Here is an 18,550-nt window from a genome sequence, read left to right as displayed (position 1 = left end):
TGTCCGGAGTTTTACATCCGGACATTCCATCACAAATCAGTCAGACAGGATCGGACACTAATGCCTGTTATTTCTGACCAAGCATTTTCAGCAATTGCTGCATATCCGGCACCTGACCATTCGCTGTCAGCTTGTCGACAATGCCCGGCAATGCTGCGGAAAGCTCTGCCAGCAAATCCTGTTCATTGACACCCGTCTGACGGGCAATATCCGAAATTGTGTTTTTGCCAATGGCATTGCCAAGCTGATCCGGTTCAATCGGCGCATTGCTGCCGGAACCAACCCAGCTATCAACTTTATCTGCATGGCCGGCCTGTGTAAGCTGCTCAAGCAAGCCGCCTAAACCGCCGCCAAGTCCACCGCCGCTGCCGGTCTGTCCGGCTTGTCCTGCGGCTGTGCCACCCAGAACACCGCCAAGCAAGCCGCCAAGAACACTGCCGAGACCACCAAGGCCACCAGCCTGTGAATCTGCCTGCGTGCCTGCCGGAGCATTCGCCTGCTGTCCGCCGCCGAACACGCTGCCCAGAAGATCGCCGAGACCGCCGCCGGATGCGGCCTGATCCGGCGCATTCACCTGAGGCTGTTCATTATCATCGGATTTACCGCTGAACATACGACCAACGAGCAATGCACCAAGTGCAATCAGAACCGGTTTGGTCAGACTGCCGCCCGGTACCGGTTCATTATTTGAAGAGACACCACCAAAAAGGCCCATTCTATACTTCCTCCAAACCTGCTGAAATGCCGGATACTTAGCAGCATCGCGCAAAAATATTTACTTGGCAAGATTGTCACTTGCCAAGCATGTAATGATATGGGAGCGTTTTACCGAGTTTCCAGAGCCAGCCTCATGAATTTGCCAGCACGTGAATTTAATTGATGGTCTGCGTTCCGGTTTCTTTGATTTTCGCATTCTTGCAGCGCCGGATGTGATCTGTCTCTGTAAAATGCTTTTTGCGAAACGGAGAACATACAATGTCAGTTATCAGCTGGATTATTCTCGGTCTCATTGCCGGTTTTATCGGCAGCAAAATCGTCAACAAAAGCGGTCAGGGCATGCTGATGGATATTGTCCTCGGCATTGTCGGCGCGGTTATCGGCGGTGTTATTTTCAATTTCTTCGGTGCGGCGGGTGTTACCGGCCTGAATATTTACAGCCTGATTGTTTCGGTAATCGGTGCAGTGGTCGTGCTGTTCCTTTATCACGCAATCAGCGGCCAGAGGCAGCTAAGATAAACATAAACAGGTACGAACATGCATTGGGTTGAGCCATATATTGCCGCTTATGGCTCAATCGCTCTGTTTATCATCATTTATTTTGAAAGTTTCGGTGCGCCGGTACCGGGAGAGACATTGCTTATTGCTGCATCCCTGCTGGCTCAGCAAGGCGAACTGTCTTTACCGGTTATGTTACTCGCGGTGTTTCTCGGCGCGATACTGGGCGACAGCACAGGTTATCTGATCGGCCATTTTGGCGGGCGGAAAATTCTGATCCGCTTCGGTCCCTATATCAAATTAACACCGGAGCGGCTGGAGCAATTCGAAAAACTGTTTGAAAAATACGGCAGCGGCATTGTCATCACTGCACGCTTCTTTGCTATTTTACGCCAGTTAAACGGTATCATGGCTGGTGCCTTAAAAATGCACTGGCTGAAATTTGTCTCCGCCAATATTATCGGCGCGGCACTCTGGACTTTAGTCTGGGGCGCAGGCCCCTATTATTTCAGCGCCTTGTTTAAAAGAGTACTTTAGAGGCTGATTTATAACCGGCTGTATCATCGGCGTACAAAAAAGCCCCGACATTGCGGGGCTACGGTTTAAATCACTGCCGGATACTCACTCAGGATCAAGCGGCTCGGTGCCGGTTGGCTGACCGTCGCGGCTGAGTTTGATTTTCTCGACTTTATCTTCTGCTGACTGCAGCAGTTTCTCGCAATGATTTTTCAGCGCTTCACCGCGTTCATAAATCAGGATCGATTTTTCCAAAGGCACATCACCGCGTTCCAGATCATCGACAATTGTTTCCAGCTGCTTGAGCGCCTGTTCGAAGCTCATCACTGCAATATCATCATTGGAAGCTTGTCCGGTGGTGTTCGGCTCGGTCATAATTTATCCTTTCATTAAACGCGTAATATGCGCTGCGGCGGAAAAGGACAAGCCCTGTAAATCATATCCGCCTTCAAGAAAACTGATCAGCCGGTTATTACAAAACCGGTCGGCGCGCTCCATCACCTGCCCTGTCACCCAATCATAATCTGTTTCGGTCAAATTAAGTTGAGCCAATGGGTCAAGATAATGACCATCAAAGCCCGCTGAAATCAAGATCAGGTCAGGGCGAAAATTGTCCAATGCCGGTAAAATACGGGAAGTAAAAGCTTCACGAAACTCCCGACTGCCACTGTCAGCAAGCAAAGGCGCATTCACGATATTACCGACACCGGTCTCCTTGACCAAACCAGTACCCGGATAAATCTGCGCCTGATGTGTTGAACAGAACAGCACATTCTTATCCGCCGCGAAAATGTCCTGCGTGCCGTTACCGTGATGCACATCCCAATCGATGATCGCTACGCGCTCAGCTCCAAAATGGCTCTGCGCATAACGGGCAGCTATCGCGGCCGTATTGGTGACGCAGAAACCCATCGCCGTATCGGCCGTAGCATGATGACCTGGCGGACGGGCAGCAATAAAGATATTATCCGCTTGCCCGTTAAATACATCTTCGACCGCAGCAAGGGCAGAGCCGGTTGCCGCCAGCACGGCATGCCAGCTTTGCGGACTGACATAGGTGTCCTGTCCGACATTCACAATCGGTTGTGCCATGCCGGAAGCCAGTTGTTCTTCATCAAGCGGATCGGGAATCTGTGCTTTGATTTGCTTCAGGTAAGAGGCCGGATGCACAAGCTCCAACGCCTGCTCATCGGCAACAGGTGCCTCCACCTGATCGAGCGCATAATAATCATAGCCTTCCAGAACGCTGAATAAAGCCCGCAACCGATCCGGACGCTCAGGATGCCCCGCCGGCGTCAGATGCTCAAGAAAGACCGGATGCGAGTAAAGTCTGGTTGCCATAATATCCTGTATCTGCCTGCTCAGAGCATAATTTCTTAAATTTGAATCAGTTTAAGGTAGAATTATGCTCGCATTTTAAAGCGTTAGGGCGAGTTTTGTGCGCCCAATGGGGCGCACGGCGCTCTAATCAGGCAGAATAAAGTTACAAGATTTCAGTTTTAAGAATAGTAATACCGAAACCTTCCAATCCGACATAATGGCGCTCTTTGGAAGCCAGCAGGCGGATGGAACTGATGCCGAGATCTTTCAGAATCTGCGCACCAAGACCGATCTGGCGCCATTCTTCTTCACGCGCCTGTGCTTCTTTGTGCTCTTCCCTGTCATGATTTTCCGCACGGCGGCGCGACTTGTCATTTTTACCGACGCCGACAGACCCTTCACGCAAGTACACCAGCACCCCGCGCTTCTCGGCAGCCATTCGCTTCAGCACCGCATCAAGGCCGGAACCGGCACCGAATGTATCTGCCAGCACATCTTCCCGATGCAGACGCACCGGCACATCTTCACCGTCACGGATATCGCCGAAAACCAGAGCCACATGCTGCATCGGCTCCCATGGCAACTGATAGGTAAATGCACAGGCGTGACCCGCCGATGTGTCCACCTCAGTCTCGCCCATGCGCACAATCAGCGTTTCCTTGCGCTGGCGATAGGCGATCAGATCGGCAACGGTAATGCGGTGCAATCCGTGTGTTTCCGCGAATTCCGTAACCTGAGGCCCGCGCATGACAGAACCATCATCATTGACCAGTTCGCAGATCACACCAACAGGCGGCAGATTGGCCAGCTTGCACAGATCAACAGCCGCTTCCGTATGACCGGAACGCATCAGCACACCGCCTTCACGCGCTACAAGCGGGAAAATATGCCCCGGACGCACGAAGTCCGCAGGCCCTGCATTCGGGTTCGCCAGATTGCGTACAGTCAGCGTGCGGTCATCGGCAGAAATACCGGTTGTCGTGCCGTGTTTGTAATCAACAGTAATGGTGAAGGCAGTGGAATGCGGTGCATCATTTTCCGCCACCATTGCCGTCAGATTGAGGCGTTTGGCCTCTTCCTTCGGCATTGGTGTGCAGACGATGCCGGATGTATGACGCACGATGAATGCCATTTTCTCTGCCGTACAATGGACAGCAGCGACAATCAGATCGCCTTCATTTTCACGCCCGTCATCGTCCATAACAACAACGATTTCACCGCGTTCAAAAGCACGGAGTGCATCAACAACCTGTTTTTGATTATAGCTCATGCTTCACTCCGTAATCTTTCAAAGAACATCACATATAACTGCTCTGGCCGCACCGAATTGAGACGCGACCAGTCCCATGGTTATCAGACGCGGCCAGTCTGGCCGCGGTGACGCAAATAATGATCCGCAATCGCGCAAGCGAGCATTGCTTCACCAATCGGCACAGCACGGATGCCAACGCACGGGTCATGACGGCCTTTGGTCATGACATCCACTTCCTTCTTATCCACATCAATAGAACGACGTGTCGTGAGAATGGATGAGGTCGGTTTCACGGCAAAACGTGCAATAATCGGCGCACCGGTTGCGATACCACCAAGAATACCACCGGCATTATTCGACAGGAAGACCGGATTGCCATCGGCATCAATGCGCATTTCATCGGCATTTTCTTCACCGGTCAGCGTCGCGGCCTCAAAGCCATTACCGATTTCAACGCCTTTTACTGCAGGGATCGACATCAGATTGGACGCAATATCCTGATCCAGTTTGGCATAAAGCGGCGCGCCGATACCGGCAGGCACACCTTCAGCCACAACTTCAATCACTGCACCAATGGAAGAACCGTTTTTGCGGATACCATCGAGATAGCTGGCAAACAGCTCTACTGAGCCTGCATCCGGTGTGAAAAACGGGTTATTGTCGACCTCGGACCAATCCCAGCGGGAGCGGTCGATCTTGTGAATACCCATGCCGACCAATGCTGCACGGATTTTCAAACCCGGAACAACTTTACGGGCAATCGCACCGGCAGCAACACGCGCTGCGGTTTCACGCGCAGAAGAACGTCCGCCACCGCGATAATCGCGCAGGCCGTATTTCACATCATAGGCATAATCCGCATGTCCCGGACGATACTGGCGGGCAATCTCACCATAATCTTTTGAACGCTGATCCACATTCTCAATCATCATGGAAATCGGCGTGCCGGTGGTGGTCATCACCCCGTCTTCACTGGTGAGAACACCGGACAAGACCCGCACCTGATCCGGCTCGCGGCGCTGCGTGGTATATTTTGACTGGCCCGGCTTGCGCTTATCAAGATAGGCCTGAATTTCAGCTTCGGTAAATTGAATACCCGGAGGGCAGCCATCAATGATACAGCCCAGCGCCGGACCGTGGCTTTCGCCCCAGGTCGTCACGCGGAAAAGATGGCCAAAGCTGTTATGCGACATAGAAAACCCCAAGATTGAACCGGTTCTTTGCGGCTCATTTTAATTTCAGTTTGGTAATCTGTTTCTATTCGCCTTTTAAGCAGTGGTCAAACGAGAGAAAGACCGGCGCACAAAAAAGCGGCGCTAATCGATACTGTTTGCGGTATCGGCACCAAACAACCGGAAAATGTTGCGAAAATCTGCGGATATGATCTAGTCTCTCCAGCAGAGCGTTTCAGAGAAGCAGGTCGTGCTAATGCCATAATTGACCTGCAGCTTCAGAACCGGATTTTATAACGCACAAGGATTTCTCATGCGTATTTTGGCCATTCTCACGGTGTTACTCGCCCCGCTCTTTGCAGGCACTGCGCTTGCAGACGATGCTGAGGGTAAGATCACCAAGATCAATGAAGATACGGAAACCATTACGCTGGACAATGGCAAAGATTACCGCCTGCCCGGAGAATTCGATTATAGTGCGATTGAAAAGGGCATGAAGGTTATTGTGACCTATGATCTCGTCGATAATGTTCGCTATATCAGCAATATTGACGAAGCCGACGGCGGTTAAACCCGTAATTACCGGCCACCATGAAATGACAAAAGCGCCGTTTCCGGCGCTTTTTTATTATACAGAAGCTGCTTTATTCAAACCCATTCAAGACGGTTGTTTTCAAGCTTCAGAAGCTTGTCCTGCGGCACGGAAAGATGCGCTGCATCCTGCCCGCTCATGCCTTCGACCAGATAAAACAAAGTGCGAATGCAACCGCCATGGGTCACACACACTGTTTTGCCCTTCACGCTTTCAAGCCATTTGGCAACGCGCCCTGAAAGAATCATATAGCTTTCGGCTTGTTCGCCCGGCGGAACAAAGTTCCATTTATCACGCTCACGCTGCTGCAAGAGACTTGCACTACCGACACCGGCAGCCTCGAACTCTTCCATCATATGCCCCTGCCAGTCACCGAAATGCACCTCCATCAGCAAAGGATCAGTGCGGTAAGCCAGCGGATCGAGCCCCATACGGGTGCGGATACGCTCCATCGTCTCACGGGTACGGCGCAGAGGACTTGCAACAAAGTCAAATCCTTCTGCAGCACCAATCAGCGACTTCAGCATATCGCCGTTGCGGTCAGCCTGTGTGCGGCCATGGGCATTGATATCAATGTCCATCTGCCCCTGCACACGCTGGGAGACATTCCAGTCCGTCTCGCCATGACGCGAGAAGTAAATGATTTCCCGTGCCATTCCTGCTGTCCTCAGTCTTTTACAACCGAAATATCCGGTGCATCCACGGCTTTCATACCGATTGTATGATAACCGCTGTCCACGTGGTGAACTTCACCGGTCACGGAACGGGAAAGATCGGAGAGGAAATACAGGCCTGAATCGCCGACTTCTTCAATGCTGACGGTACGACGCAGCGGTGCGTTATACTCGTTCCATTTCAGAATATAGCGGAAATCGCCGATACCCGAAGCCGCAAGCGTCTTGATCGGGCCGGCAGAGATCGCATTAACGCGTATATTCTGCGGACCGAGATCAACAGCGAGATATTTCACGCTGGCTTCCAAAGCGGCCTTGGCAACACCCATCACATTGTAGTTCGGCATAACTTTTTCTGCACCGTAATAGGTGAGTGTCAGCATAGAACCGCCGTCTGTCATCAGTTTTTCCGCGCGCTTGGCCAGCGCAGTGAAGGAATAAACCGAGATCAGCATCGTGTTGGAGAAGTTTTCTGCCGAAGTATCGAGATAACGGCCGGTCAGCTCATCCTTATCAGAGAAGCCGATAGCATGAACGAGGAAGTCGAGCTTGCCCCATTTCTCTTCGATCAGAGCGAAAACCGCATCCATGGATGCGTCGTCAGTCACGTCGCAATGGCCGCTGACCAGCGCGTCCAGTTCAGCCGCAAGCGGCTCGACGCGCTTCTTCATCGCATCGCCCTGATAAGTTAAAGCGATCTCCGCACCGGCATCCCGTGCAGCCTTGGCAATACCCCAGGCGATTGAGCGATTATTGGCCAGACCCAAGATCAGCCCGCGTTTTCCTTGCAACAAACCGGATTTGGTGGTCATTCACCATACCTCATAAAAAAATATAATCTGAATAGCTGCCTATCGCACAGCACAGCATTGGCTTCAAGCAAGGACAGTAAATTTTGTCCCCCTTCCCCTTGAAAGCAGGTATTTAAGTGCAAATATCAGCTTGTTGTTTCTAATATGTAACGGTTCCCGTCAGCAATATAAAGCAGTATTCACGGGCGCGAATCCACCCGTGAATCACTTTATCCTGCCCGTGAACGCAATAGCGATTCGAGCTCTTCATCACCATTTTCAGGCAACATAATCCGGATATGCACGAATAAATCCGCAGCATCTCCCGTTTTATTAGGCAATCCTTTGCCCTTCAGACGCAAAATCTTATCCGAGCTTGACCAGGCAGGAATACGCACAGCCACACGTCCGCTCAAAGTTTCCACTTCAGCACGGGCACCAAGCACCGCATCACTGAGCTGCACCGGCAAATCAAGATGCAAATCACGCCCGTCCTGACGGAAACGCGGGTGTTTTTTGAAATTGATTGTTACCAATGCATCGCCGTCAACAGCACCGGGAATGGTTTCTCCCTGACCTTTCAGGCGGATCGTCTGGCCGTCCTCAACATATTTCGGCAGTTTGATCGACAGTTTCTTGCCGTTCGGGAAAACCGCCTCAACCTTCTCGGCTCCTGCCGCCTGCTCCAGAGAAACAGAGATCGAGGCTTTCAGATCCGGCGCTTTTGACGGTGCGCGACTGCGTGTCCGGCTTCCGCCGCCGCCAAAACCACCACCGAAAATGCTGCTCAGAATGTCCTCTGCGCCGTCAAAACCACCCTGCTGGAAGCCACCTTGCCCGCCAGCACCACCACGACGGAAACCGGCAAACGGATCGCCCTGAAAACCGCCACTTTGGCCACCAAAACCATGACCGGCAAAACCTGCCGGTTTTCCTTCGGCGTCAATCTCGCCACGGTCAAACTGACCGCGCTTGTCTTTGTCGCCAATAATTTCATAGGCCTGATTAATTTCGGCAAATTTCTCCTGCGCCTTCGGATCATCCTGATTCTGGTCCGGATGATATTTCTTGGCCAGTTTACGAAAAGCAGATTTTACTTCTTCAGGCTTCGCCGTTTTAGCGACGCCCAATACGCTATAGGGATCGCGCATAATATTCCTTCATGGCTGCGGTGATTACCAAACAGAATCACCTGTCATCTGATAAGAGCTTAGCGCATGTCTCCCCAAAGCGGGTACCGGTTTTGGGACAAAGACATGCGTCAAATCAAAAAGATAAAGCGAGCGCAGTAGATCAAATTTCACACAACACGCTTTATCTATACGGCACCATTTTACCCGCGGATTAAACACCCGATCAGCTTGTAAAGACAGCGACAGTGTTTCGCGGCATGGTTCCGGCATGCTTTTATACAGCAATATGCGTATCAATACGGCTGTTTTCCAGATGTTAAACGGCAAATATAGCCGTTCATCTGCAAATCCTGCGTTTCAATTTCCGTATAATTATTAAATCGGGGCAAAAGAGGTTAAAGCCCAGGCACCACCTTGCGCCATACAGGCCTGTCCGCGATAAAGTGCAGCACCGTCAAAGGCTTCCCGCGAGGTTTCAAATTCGCGGCACAGTCCGGCATCCGTCTTTTTCTCGGCGACAGTCGTGATTGTTCCCTGACTGCCGGTATCCGGATTAGCCCACGGGATCGGTGTCTTGCCCCATTGCGTGAAGTTCAGAGCGGAGACCACATTCCGGATGGTATTCTGATCCGATACTTTACTGCTGTCATTGACTTCTGCTGTCACAGCAGGCTGTTTTGCGACAGAACCGGTAATACTGTTTTTATCCGGCATCGCTTTTTCAAGATCAAAACCGGACATTGCGCAGCCGGACAGGACAGAAACAGTACAGGCGACCATAAGAAAACGGCAGGATGCCCCCCGCATCAACTGCAAAAAACCGCTTTTCCGTAATTCTGAAGTCATTGTAGTGACTGGCAAATGATCGTCCTGACAGGCTGAAGAACAGAATATCCGTAAAGACATTCCGGTGTTAATTGAAAACAGGCGTTTATTATGTGCCGGTCTGCGTTAACAAGCGGTTTGTGCAGAAGGTAAACAAATCGATAGCAGCCGTCAAAGGCTTCTGAAACATGTTTTCACAGCATTCCGCATATGCGCCCGTTTATTCGCGTTTTGTGATTATTTCTTGTTGTTTTCGCGGCTATTTCCGATCCGCAGACTAAAGACGCAACACGGCCTTCATCCGATATCTCAGCCGGTTTTTGTACAATAATAAACTTGCGGGTCTTCACAAGCACAGCCGGTCATGCAACTTATGCTGGTCATGATGATGGAGGCGCGGGTTAAGCACCGCTGAAGCCTTCCAATTACCAAGCAAGTGAACATACCGATATGACGACATCAGCGAATGATTTTACAACTGCGACCGAGCCTTTTCGTCTGTTTGCAGAATGGTTAGAGGATGCAACAAAATCCGAGCCGAATGATCCGAATGCTGTTGCAGTGGCAACCGTAGACGAAAGCGGCATGCCGAATGTGCGCATGGTGCTGCTGAAAGATTTCGATGAGCATGGCTTTGTATTTTATACAAATTACGAGAGCCAGAAGGGTTGCGAAATCCTGTCAGCCGGTAAAGCAGCCATGTGCTTCCACTGGAAATCCCTGCGCCGTCAGATCCGTGTGCGCGGCCCTGTCGAACAGGTAACGGCAGAGGAAGCTGATGCTTATTACAAGTCGCGCCCGCGCGGCAGCCGCATCGGCGCATGGGCTTCCAAACAATCCCGCCCGCTGGAAAGCCGTTTTGCACTGGAAAAAGCGGTTGCCGAATATACTGCGCGCTATGCCATTGGTGAAATTCCGCGCCCTGAATACTGGTCGGGCTTCCGCATCAAACCAACCTATATTGAATTCTGGCATGACCGCCCATTCCGCCTGCACGATCGTTTGATCTTCAAACGCGATGCACCGGAAGGCGATTGGACAACCCAGAAATTCTATCCGTAAACAAAAAAGCCGCTCTTTTTCAGAGCGGCTTTTTTTATTATCTGATCCGGATCAGATCACCGGCTTAACCACAACCCACAAAGAGCCGAGCACCAGACCGGCAAAGATCAGCCAGCCGACAATATTATTGGAACGGAACAGGCGCAGGCATTGTTCAGGATTATCAATATCCAGCACAACGATCTGGCGGTAGAGATGCACACCGGCTGCAAGCAGACCGGCCAGTGCAGGCATCGGCACTTCTGCCACAGCAAACGCACCGGCAAAGCACATCAGCGCACCACCATAAAGCAGCATCAGCGCCAGCTTGGTTTTCTCGCCGAACAAACGGGCAGTCGAGCGCACGCCCACCAGTGCATCATCTTCCTTATCCTGATGGGCATAAATCGTGTCATAGCCGATCGTCCACAGGATCGCGCCGATATAAAGCAGCACAGGCGAAAGAGACAGAGAACCGGTTTGCGCCGACCACGCCACCAATGCACCCCATGAAAAAGCCATACCCAGCACCAGCTGCGGCCAGTCAGTAATACGTTTCATAAACGGATAGGCTGCAACAATCACCAGCGATGCAAAACTCAAAGCAACGGTGAACCAGTTAAATTGCAGCACCACAGCAAGACCGGCCAGACATTGCAACCCTAAGAAAACCCAAGCCTGTTTGCGGCTGACCTGACCGGATGGCAGCGGGCGAGAACGGGTACGTGCTACCTTATCGTCGATATCCTGATCCGCCAGATCATTGAGTGTGCAACCGGCTCCGCGCATGGCAATAGCGCCGATCAGGAACAGCACCATATGCCAAAGCGAAGGCAGCACAGTCCAGATATCGTCTCCGGGTTTGGCACCGGCACTCGCTACCAAAGCTGCAGACCACAGGCATGGCCAGAGCAGGAGCTGCCAACCAATCGGGCGATCCCAGCGGGCAAGCTGCGCATAAGGCCACAGGCTTGGCGGCAATAACCGGTAGACCCAATGGCCGGACGGCGCGTCCATAACCTTGCCCGTTTGCCCGCGTGCCTGAATCTGAACCATGTTATGCAAACCTTTCGCAGTTGCATTCTCATAAATGCTTTTAAATTCTCTACCGATTTCGTAAAGGAGGAGCAAGCCTCAAGCACATATGGAGAAATGCCTGTGACCACCTCCCCCTCAGACGCTCTTAAAGTTCTGCTGATCGGCTCCGGTGGCCGTGAACACGCGCTCAGCTGGAAACTGGCAGCATCTCCGCTGCTCGGCACCCTCTATTGCACACCGGGCAATCCAGGCATTGCCGAATGTGCCACACTGATTGATCTGGATATTGACGATCATGACGCTGTGATTGCCTTCTGCCACAGCTTTGAGATTGATCTGGTCGTAGTTGGGCCTGAAGCACCACTGGTTGCCGGTATTACCGATCAGCTGATCGCTGCAGGCATTAAAGTATTCGGCCCTTCGCAGGCCGCAGCTCAGCTGGAAGGCTCAAAAGGTTTCACCAAAGATCTCTGCGCCCGTTTTGATATTCCGACCGGCAGCTATGGCCGCTTCAACAATGCGCCAAAAGCCAAAGCCTATATCCGTGAGCAAGGTGCGCCGATCGTTGTAAAGGCCGATGGCCTTGCCGCCGGTAAGGGCGTGGTCGTTGCCATGACTTTGGAAGAAGCGCTGGATGCCGTGGATGCCTGTTTTGAAGGCCATTTCGGCGATGCCGGTGCTGAAGTTGTGGTTGAAGAGTTTCTTGACGGTGAAGAAGCCAGCTTCTTCTGCATTTGCGATGGTACCACAGCCTTGCCTTTCGGCAGCGCGCAGGATCACAAGCGCGTCGGTGACGGTGATACCGGTGCCAATACCGGCGGCATGGGCGCTTATTCCCCTGCGCCAATCATGGATGAAGCCATGACGGAACGGGTGATGAAGGAGCTGATCGAACCGACAATGCGTGGCATGGCCGAGATCGGCGCACCTTTCAGTGGCGTGCTGTTTGCCGGTCTGATGATCGGTAAAGACGGCCCTAAGCTGATTGAATATAATACCCGCTTCGGCGACCCTGAATGTCAAGTACTGATGACCCGCCTTAAAGACGACCTGCTGGTGATAATGCTGGCAGCGGTCAATAAAATGCTGGATCAGGTTTCAATCCGCTGGAGCGATGATGCCGCCCTCACTGTGGTGATGGCTGCGGAAGGCTATCCGGCCTCCCCGCGTAAAGGCACAGTCATCAAAGGCGTTGAAGAGGCTGATGCTCTGCCGGATGTGAAAGTGTTCCATGCAGGCACTGTGCATAAAGATGGCGAGCTGCTGGCTAATGGCGGTCGCGTTCTCAATGTAACGGCCACCGGAAAGACAGTCTCCGAGGCTCAGGCGAAAGCCTATCAGGCTGTGTCTAAAATCGACTGGCCAGAAGGTTTCTGCCGTTCGGATATTGGTTGGCGCGCCGTTGAACGGGAAAAATCAGCCCGATAAAGCCTTTTCAAACGGAATGATGTTAAATTAAATTATCATCCCGTTTGAACTCTTTATTTGAGCATAATCTTATCCAAAAACCGGTTCCCACTTTTTGGGATCATGCTTTTAAAACCCGCCTCTCCGGCGGGTTTTTTCTTGTTTTGCTCTTCTGAGAATTTATTGACGTTTACGTAATAAGCCGATACCAATATTTGCAAGGAGAATTACGGCTGCATTCTTTCAACGGAATGCGCCAAACGGAGGAAGCAGATGTATCGCGCGCCACTTGCTGAAATCAGCCAGACACTCAATCAGGTTGCAGACCTGCCGGAGCTTTTGAAAACCGAACTGTTTTCAGAATTATCACCGGATATTGTTGAAGCCATTTTGCAGGAAGCAGCAAAGTTCAGCGAGACGCGCATCACTCCGCTACGCACCAAAGGCGATCATCAGGGCGCAACGCTTAAAGATGCTAAGGTCACCACGGCAGAAGGCTGGAAAGAACTTTACCAAGACTGGACGGATGGCGGCTGGAACGCCCTGACCGGCGATCCTGCCTATGGCGGCCAAGGCCTGCCGACTTTGCTCTCGGTTGCCGTTGCGGAAATGTGGAACTCCGGCTCCCTTGGTTTTGCTATTGCCTCAACCCTGACGATGGGTGCAGTTGAAGCACTGGAACATCATGCCAGTGATGAACTGAAAAACACCTATCTGGAAAAACTGATTTCCGGTGAATGGTCAGGCACCATGAACCTCACCGAACCGCAGGCTGGTTCCGATCTCGGCGCTTTGCGTTGCCGTGCTGAACGGGCGGATGACGGGACATACCGGATTTTCGGGCAAAAAATCTTCATCACCTATGGTGAGCATGATCTGACCGATAATATTGTGCATCTGGTGCTGGCACGCCTGCCCGATGCACCGGCAGGCACTAAGGGAATTTCGCTGTTTCTGGTACCGAAATATCTGGTCAATGAAGACGGCTCGCTTGGCGCACGCAATGATGTGTTCTGCGCCGGACTGGAAGAAAAACTCGGCCTTCACGCCTCACCGACCTGCACCATGATTTATGGCGACGGTTTTGGTGATACGGGTGACAAAGGCGCTGTCGGCTATCTGATCGGCGAGGAGCATAAAGGCCTCGTCTATATGTTCACCATGATGAACAATGCCCGTTTACTGGTCGGCATTCAGGGTGTTGCGATTGCCGAAGCTGCCTATCAGAAAGCCCGTGCCTATGCGGCGGAGCGCCGTCAGGGACGTTCCCTGAATGCACCGAAGGGCGCAGAAATGAGCCCGATCATCGAGCATCCGGATGTCCAACGTATGTTGCTGACCATGAAGGGGCTGACACAGGCTTCCCGTGCGATTTGCTACTCCTGTGCGCAGGCGCTGGACATGGCCAAAGCCGACAGTGCCAAAGCGGATTTTTGGGCAAACCGCGCCAGCCTGCTGACCCCGCTTGCCAAGGCTTTCTCCACCGATAGCGGCGTGGATGTGGCATCTCTCGGCATTCAGGTGCATGGCGGCATGGGCTATATTGAAGAAACCGGCGCCGCGCAGTTGCTGCGTGATGCACGTATCCTGCCGATTTATGAAGGCACCAATGGTATTCAGGCCATGGATCTGGTGATGCGCAAATTACCACTGGAAAATGGTGGCCATATTCATGGTTTCCTGCAGGAATTACGCGATATTGCCGGACAGGCCAAAACCTCCGGCAAGCTCTCCGCAGTCGCTCCGCAGCTTGAAACTGCGCTGGATGCTACAGAAGAAGCCACCCGCTTCCTGCAGGATTGCATAGTTAAAGGCGATAGTCAGACAGCGCTTTGCGGTGCCACACCCTATCAGCGTCTGCTCTCGCTGACTGTAGGCGCGCTTTATCTCACCAAAGCGGGGTTGCATGACGACCGGACTGCTGCCCTTGCCGCATTCTTTGCCGAAAACACGCTTCAGGAAACTGCCGCACTTAAACAGGTCGTACTTAATGGCGCAGCCAGCCTGACCAATGCCGCAACAATTTTGCAGGATATTTGATGATGAGCGAATTTCTTCAGATTGAACGTCAGGATGCTGTACAAATTATCCGCCTCAACAGGCCGGAAAAGAAAAATGCCATCACCCGTGATATGTATCACGGTATTGCCGAGGCACTGAAACAGGCTGACAGCGACGACGCTATCCGTGTCAGCGTTATTCTAGGTCAGCCCGGTGCATTCTCCGCCGGTAATGACATGCAGGACTTTATGCATGCAGCCCTGTCACAAGGCAGTCTCGGTGAGGAAATTATCGACTTTCTGCACAGGCTGGCACTGACACGCAAACCGCTGATCTCCGGCGTTGACGGACTGGCAATCGGTGTCGGCACCACGCTGAACCTGCATTGCGACCTGACCTTTGCGACACCGCGCTCTGTGTTTCACACGCCATTTGTTGATCTCGGGCTGGTGCCGGAAGCCGGTTCAAGCCTGCTTGCCCCTAAAATCATGGGCTATCAGCGTGCCTTTGCCCTGCTGGCCATGGGGGAAGCCATGACCGCACAACAGGCGCTGAAAGCCGGCATTGTCTGGCGCGTTGTGGCGGAAGATGAACTGGAAGCGGAAGTGCTGAAAACCGCTCAGAAACTTGCCGCACGCCCGCCTGCGGCCCTGCAACTGACCCGTGATTTGCTGCGCAGTGCTGCAGAACCGCTCACAGACCGGATCGACCGCGAAGCACAGATTTTTGCTGATCGCCTGAAATCTGCCGAGACTGCACAGGCTGTCGGCGCATTTCTTTCCCGCAAGAAATAACTCCACACAATGCAAAAAACCGTATGCCCCTTCAAGCATACGGTTTTTTGCATGTTCTGTGACTGGAGATCACATATTTAATTCTTTAACGCGCGAGACAGTCTTCGGTTTCTTAAACGCGCGAAATAATTTCCTGTCTTTTAAACTAGCGAGATAATCTCAGCTTTTTTTACACTCGCGAGATGATCTCAACTTTTTACACTCGCGAGATAATCTCGCGGCCAGAAATCTTCAAACTCACGCCCAGCGAACCGGTTTTGCGGCGTGCCAGAAAACGCGGACGGCGACGACGCGGTTCCTGTCCCTGACGACGCTCTGTGCTGGCCGAAGCTGTAACACCGCCAATGCTGTCATAAAGCGGACGGGCAACACCATCGGCCTCAACCAGAAGCATCGGCAGCTTGTAAGCATTCGCCCATGCATGCCAGTCGGCGGCAACATCATCCAGATCATGCGCTACCAGCAGCGGCACAGACATTTGCGGGTCTTCGTGCATCAGTTCCAATGTCACAGTAATCAGACCCTGTTCATCTTCAACTGCACGGGCAGTCACGCCAAGAAACACATGGGCAGGCAATGCCACAGACATTGGCAAACCGCTGGAAGGCAATACGCGTCGCAGCACTGCGCCACGCTCATTGATCGTGAAAGTCACATCTTCCTGCTCGCCCGTTGAAGCGTAAGATACGCTCTGCGGGAACTGGAAAGGATCGAGACGGATCTCCCTGCTCGCCCAAACTGGTTTGTCCTGTTTTTCCAGCATCTGGTTCATTGTTTTCGCGCCCTGTTGCTTCTGAGAACCGCTGTTATTTTTATTTTCGGTCCTGTTATATTTGCGAGCCTTTTTGGCTTCGTTGGACACAAGAATAGCGCGGCAAAGTCACCAATCTGCTTAAATGACACGGTTAATGCTTCTGTCTTTGCGGGAATGGTTTACAGATTCCAACTATCGGCCAAGCAGAAGTAAGACTTCGGAAAGACCGGTAAACAGCATTTAAACCATGAAAATCAGCGAATATTCATGATTTTTAACAAGAGCTAAACAATAAGCGCCCGTTCTGCTTCGCCAACAGCATTTTACCGCTTCCGGAGCTTCCAAATCTGAAGATTGTCTGAAAACCACAATCCGGCAGCAACCAGTTATTAAGGTTGAGGCTGTGGACATTAAATCCGCGTTAAACACGCCGGACAGCACATCAATCTTTTGCTAACCGCGTTTTTGCTGCTCAGAATGTGGATATTTACCGCTCGTTTATGATGAGCGGTGGGCAAAGCGGCCTGTTTTTAACAATTGAGCCGCCGCTTCTTAACGAAACGGCGGCTCAATGTTTAAACTTTAACATGGCTCAGTTCAAAGCAGCTTGTCCGGATTCATAATATTCTTCGGATCAAAAGCCTGTTTGATCCGGTGCATCAATTCCAGCGCCAGCGGCTGTTTAAAGGCCCGCAATTCTTCACGCTTCAGCGCGCCGATACCGTGCTCTGCCGAGATGGAACCATTATAACTCATCACAATCGTATGGATGCGGTGGTTCAGTTCATGCCAGCGTGCCAGAAATGCCTGTTTATCCGCCCCGACCGGTTGCGAAACATTATAATGCAGATTGCCGTCACCAATATGGCCGAAACAAACCACACGCGCGGACGGGATCATTTCCTCAACTGCAATCGCCGCTTCCGTAAGGAATGCAGGGATTGAAGCAACAGGCACAGAAATATCATGTTTGATTGAGCCGCCTTCCGGCTTCTGCGCCGGAGACATTTCCTCACGCATTTTCCAGAATAGGTCAGCCTGCGCACCATTTTGCGCAATGGCTGCATCCTGCACCAGTCCGGCCTCAAAACCTTGCGTCAGAACAGCTTCCATCATTTCCTGCGCATCGGCCTCGGAACGCGCAGAGGAAATCTCGATCAGCACATACCACGGATAGGCGTTTTCCAGCGGATCACGCGCTTCTGCAATATGGCGCAGAATAAATTCCATACCAATGCGCGGCATCAGCTCAAAGCCGGTCAGCGCCTGCCCTGCCTGATCGGTCGCCAAGCGGAACAGCTGCACCACATCTTGCCCCGACTGCAATCCTGCATAGGCCACCGCTTTGCCTTTCGGCTGCGGGTGCATTTTCAGCACAGCCGCGGTGATAACCCCGAGCGTGCCTTCAGCACCGATAAACAAATCACGCAGATCATAGCCGGTATTGTCTTTTTTCACGCGGCGCAGATCATTCAGCACCTGCCCGTCCGGCAAGACGACTTCAAGACCAAGGCATAATTCGCGCATATTGCCATAGGCCAGCACAGCCGTGCCTCCGGCATTGGATGAGAGATTGCCACCGATCTGGCAGGAACCTTCCGCGCCAAGCGACAGAGGGAACAACCGTCCGGCATTCTGTACGGCTTCCTGCAAATTTTGCAAAACCACACCGGCTTCAACCGTGACGAGATTGCCGATCGTGTCAATATTGCGGATTTTATTGAGACGCGACAGCGAGAGAATGATCGCCCGTCCGCTGCTATCCGGCTGCTGCGCACCGACAAGGCCGGTATTACCGCCCTGTGGCACCACAGGTGTTGCCGTCTCAGTGGCCAGTTTCATAATGGCAGAGACTTCATCCACCGATGCAGGGCGCAGCACCAAAGCAGCGCGGCCATGAAACAGATCGCGCGGCTCGCTTAAATAGGAAATCTGATCGGCGGGATCGCGGAGTGCATTTTTCTCACCGACAATTGCAGTGAAGCGTGCGATCAACTCTTCTGAAATCGTCATCATCTGTTTCCG

Annotated in this window: 18 protein-coding genes and 1 pseudogene; 7 read left to right on the top strand and 12 right to left on the bottom strand. The window is 52.3% G+C overall.

Going from position 1 to position 18,550, the window contains the following annotated elements:
- Nucleotides 1-67 precede the first annotated feature (67 nt).
- Complete coding sequence (locus tag BKD14_RS05005; RefSeq protein WP_075654476.1) at nucleotides 68-715, bottom strand: YidB family protein; 648 nt, start codon at nucleotides 713-715, stop codon at nucleotides 68-70.
- A 260-nt stretch (nucleotides 716-975) separates the two neighbouring features.
- On the opposite strand from BKD14_RS05005, the gene BKD14_RS05000 reads away from it, so the two are divergent.
- Both BKD14_RS05000 and BKD14_RS04995 read left to right on the top strand, forming a co-directional pair.
- On the top strand, nucleotides 976-1,236 hold the full coding sequence (locus BKD14_RS05000; RefSeq protein ID WP_022709973.1) for a GlsB/YeaQ/YmgE family stress response membrane protein: 261 nt from the start codon (nucleotides 976-978) through the stop codon (nucleotides 1,234-1,236).
- A gap of 18 nt (nucleotides 1,237-1,254) precedes the next feature.
- Nucleotides 1,255-1,752, top strand: a complete 498-nt coding sequence (locus BKD14_RS04995) for a DedA family protein (protein ID WP_075654475.1) — start codon at nucleotides 1,255-1,257, stop codon at nucleotides 1,750-1,752.
- Between the two features lie 84 nt (nucleotides 1,753-1,836).
- Here BKD14_RS04995 and BKD14_RS04990 read toward each other — a convergent pair whose 3' ends face one another.
- From BKD14_RS04990 to aroC, 4 genes are all read right to left on the bottom strand, one after another.
- Nucleotides 1,837-2,106: an exodeoxyribonuclease VII small subunit gene (locus BKD14_RS04990; protein WP_022709975.1), complete on the bottom strand. Its 270-nt coding sequence runs from the start codon at nucleotides 2,104-2,106 to the stop codon at nucleotides 1,837-1,839.
- 3 nt (nucleotides 2,107-2,109) lie between these two features.
- Nucleotides 2,110-3,072: a histone deacetylase family protein gene (locus tag BKD14_RS04985; RefSeq protein ID WP_075654474.1), complete on the bottom strand. Its 963-nt coding sequence runs from the start codon at nucleotides 3,070-3,072 to the stop codon at nucleotides 2,110-2,112.
- 142 nt (nucleotides 3,073-3,214) lie between these two features.
- Entirely contained in the window at nucleotides 3,215-4,321 is a 1,107-nt protein-coding gene (gene ribB / locus BKD14_RS04980; protein WP_075654473.1) for a 3,4-dihydroxy-2-butanone-4-phosphate synthase, read from the bottom strand.
- 83 nt (nucleotides 4,322-4,404) lie between these two features.
- Nucleotides 4,405-5,496, bottom strand: a complete 1,092-nt coding sequence (gene aroC, locus BKD14_RS04975) for a chorismate synthase (RefSeq protein ID WP_075654472.1) — start codon at nucleotides 5,494-5,496, stop codon at nucleotides 4,405-4,407.
- A gap of 292 nt (nucleotides 5,497-5,788) precedes the next feature.
- Between aroC and BKD14_RS04970 the strand changes: the two genes are divergently transcribed.
- A complete protein-coding gene (locus tag BKD14_RS04970; protein WP_022709980.1) occupies nucleotides 5,789-6,046 on the top strand; it encodes a DUF1344 domain-containing protein in 258 nt (85 codons plus the stop codon).
- A gap of 77 nt (nucleotides 6,047-6,123) precedes the next feature.
- Here the strand turns inward: BKD14_RS04970 and BKD14_RS04965 are convergent, their stop codons facing one another.
- From BKD14_RS04965 to BKD14_RS04950, 4 genes and pseudogenes are all read right to left on the bottom strand, one after another.
- Nucleotides 6,124-6,723: a histidine phosphatase family protein gene (locus BKD14_RS04965; protein WP_075654471.1), complete on the bottom strand. Its 600-nt coding sequence runs from the start codon at nucleotides 6,721-6,723 to the stop codon at nucleotides 6,124-6,126.
- Between the two features lie 11 nt (nucleotides 6,724-6,734).
- Nucleotides 6,735-7,553: an enoyl-ACP reductase FabI gene (fabI, locus tag BKD14_RS04960; RefSeq protein ID WP_075654470.1), complete on the bottom strand. Its 819-nt coding sequence runs from the start codon at nucleotides 7,551-7,553 to the stop codon at nucleotides 6,735-6,737.
- Between the two features lie 209 nt (nucleotides 7,554-7,762).
- The gene (locus BKD14_RS04955) at nucleotides 7,763-8,683 is read right to left on the bottom strand and encodes a DnaJ C-terminal domain-containing protein (RefSeq protein WP_075654469.1); all 921 of its coding nucleotides are present in this window, start codon (nucleotides 8,681-8,683) and stop codon (nucleotides 7,763-7,765) included.
- A gap of 357 nt (nucleotides 8,684-9,040) precedes the next feature.
- Nucleotides 9,041-9,421: pseudogene (locus tag BKD14_RS04950) on the bottom strand (RT0821/Lpp0805 family surface protein); the annotation flags it as partial.
- A 519-nt stretch (nucleotides 9,422-9,940) separates the two neighbouring features.
- Between BKD14_RS04950 and pdxH the strand changes: the two are divergent.
- Nucleotides 9,941-10,552: a pyridoxamine 5'-phosphate oxidase gene (gene pdxH / locus BKD14_RS04945; RefSeq protein WP_022711642.1), complete on the top strand. Its 612-nt coding sequence runs from the start codon at nucleotides 9,941-9,943 to the stop codon at nucleotides 10,550-10,552.
- Nucleotides 10,553-10,603: 51 nt separating this feature from the next.
- Here pdxH and ubiA read toward each other — a convergent pair whose 3' ends face one another.
- Entirely contained in the window at nucleotides 10,604-11,587 is a 984-nt protein-coding gene (ubiA, locus tag BKD14_RS04940; protein WP_075654798.1) for a 4-hydroxybenzoate octaprenyltransferase, read from the bottom strand.
- A gap of 102 nt (nucleotides 11,588-11,689) precedes the next feature.
- On the opposite strand from ubiA, the gene purD reads away from it, so the two are divergent.
- From purD to BKD14_RS04925, 3 genes are all read left to right on the top strand, one after another.
- Complete coding sequence (purD, locus tag BKD14_RS04935) at nucleotides 11,690-12,997, top strand: phosphoribosylamine--glycine ligase (RefSeq protein WP_245293558.1); 1,308 nt, start codon at nucleotides 11,690-11,692, stop codon at nucleotides 12,995-12,997.
- Nucleotides 12,998-13,249: 252 nt separating this feature from the next.
- Nucleotides 13,250-15,016: an acyl-CoA dehydrogenase gene (locus BKD14_RS04930; protein WP_075654467.1), complete on the top strand. Its 1,767-nt coding sequence runs from the start codon at nucleotides 13,250-13,252 to the stop codon at nucleotides 15,014-15,016.
- A 2-nt stretch (nucleotides 15,017-15,018) separates the two neighbouring features.
- The gene (locus BKD14_RS04925) at nucleotides 15,019-15,771 is read left to right on the top strand and encodes a crotonase/enoyl-CoA hydratase family protein (protein ID WP_075654797.1); all 753 of its coding nucleotides are present in this window, start codon (nucleotides 15,019-15,021) and stop codon (nucleotides 15,769-15,771) included.
- Between the two features lie 196 nt (nucleotides 15,772-15,967).
- Here the strand turns inward: BKD14_RS04925 and BKD14_RS04920 are convergent, their stop codons facing one another.
- A complete protein-coding gene (locus tag BKD14_RS04920) occupies nucleotides 15,968-16,534 on the bottom strand; it encodes a DUF6101 family protein (protein WP_028233813.1) in 567 nt (188 codons plus the stop codon).
- 588 nt (nucleotides 16,535-17,122) lie between these two features.
- The gene (locus BKD14_RS04915; RefSeq protein WP_245293557.1) at nucleotides 17,123-18,538 is read right to left on the bottom strand and encodes an FAD-binding oxidoreductase; all 1,416 of its coding nucleotides are present in this window, start codon (nucleotides 18,536-18,538) and stop codon (nucleotides 17,123-17,125) included.
- Between the last annotated feature and the right edge of the window lie 12 nt (nucleotides 18,539-18,550).

It is taken from the genome of Pseudochrobactrum sp. B5, assembly GCF_001939785.1.
GTDB lineage: Bacteria > Pseudomonadota > Alphaproteobacteria > Rhizobiales > Rhizobiaceae > Pseudochrobactrum > Pseudochrobactrum saccharolyticum.
This window is presented reverse-complemented; position numbering and strand designations above follow the sequence as displayed.

What these genes read in the sequence shown, in the direction of transcription:
- ubiA (WP_075654798.1), bottom strand. Translation starts at nt 11,587, where the DNA reads ATGGTTCAGATTCAGGCACGCGGGCAAACGGGCAAGGTTATGGACGCG.
- BKD14_RS04915 (WP_245293557.1), bottom strand. Translation starts at nt 18,538, where the DNA reads ATGACGATTTCAGAAGAGTTGATCGCACGCTTCACTGCAATTGTCGGT.
- aroC (WP_075654472.1), bottom strand. Translation starts at nt 5,496, where the DNA reads ATGTCGCATAACAGCTTTGGCCATCTTTTCCGCGTGACGACCTGGGGC.
- BKD14_RS04995 (WP_075654475.1), top strand. Translation starts at nt 1,255, where the DNA reads ATGCATTGGGTTGAGCCATATATTGCCGCTTATGGCTCAATCGCTCTG.
- BKD14_RS04930 (WP_075654467.1), top strand. Translation starts at nt 13,250, where the DNA reads ATGTATCGCGCGCCACTTGCTGAAATCAGCCAGACACTCAATCAGGTT.
- BKD14_RS04990 (WP_022709975.1), bottom strand. Translation starts at nt 2,106, where the DNA reads ATGACCGAGCCGAACACCACCGGACAAGCTTCCAATGATGATATTGCA.
- BKD14_RS04970 (WP_022709980.1), top strand. Translation starts at nt 5,789, where the DNA reads ATGCGTATTTTGGCCATTCTCACGGTGTTACTCGCCCCGCTCTTTGCA.
- BKD14_RS04925 (WP_075654797.1), top strand. Translation starts at nt 15,019, where the DNA reads ATGAGCGAATTTCTTCAGATTGAACGTCAGGATGCTGTACAAATTATC.
- fabI (WP_075654470.1), bottom strand. Translation starts at nt 7,553, where the DNA reads ATGACCACCAAATCCGGTTTGTTGCAAGGAAAACGCGGGCTGATCTTG.
- ribB (WP_075654473.1), bottom strand. Translation starts at nt 4,321, where the DNA reads ATGAGCTATAATCAAAAACAGGTTGTTGATGCACTCCGTGCTTTTGAA.
- BKD14_RS04965 (WP_075654471.1), bottom strand. Translation starts at nt 6,723, where the DNA reads ATGGCACGGGAAATCATTTACTTCTCGCGTCATGGCGAGACGGACTGG.
- pdxH (WP_022711642.1), top strand. Translation starts at nt 9,941, where the DNA reads ATGACGACATCAGCGAATGATTTTACAACTGCGACCGAGCCTTTTCGT.
- BKD14_RS05000 (WP_022709973.1), top strand. Translation starts at nt 976, where the DNA reads ATGTCAGTTATCAGCTGGATTATTCTCGGTCTCATTGCCGGTTTTATC.
- BKD14_RS04985 (WP_075654474.1), bottom strand. Translation starts at nt 3,072, where the DNA reads ATGGCAACCAGACTTTACTCGCATCCGGTCTTTCTTGAGCATCTGACG.
- BKD14_RS04920 (WP_028233813.1), bottom strand. Translation starts at nt 16,534, where the DNA reads ATGCTGGAAAAACAGGACAAACCAGTTTGGGCGAGCAGGGAGATCCGT.
- BKD14_RS04955 (WP_075654469.1), bottom strand. Translation starts at nt 8,683, where the DNA reads ATGCGCGATCCCTATAGCGTATTGGGCGTCGCTAAAACGGCGAAGCCT.
- BKD14_RS05005 (WP_075654476.1), bottom strand. Translation starts at nt 715, where the DNA reads ATGGGCCTTTTTGGTGGTGTCTCTTCAAATAATGAACCGGTACCGGGC.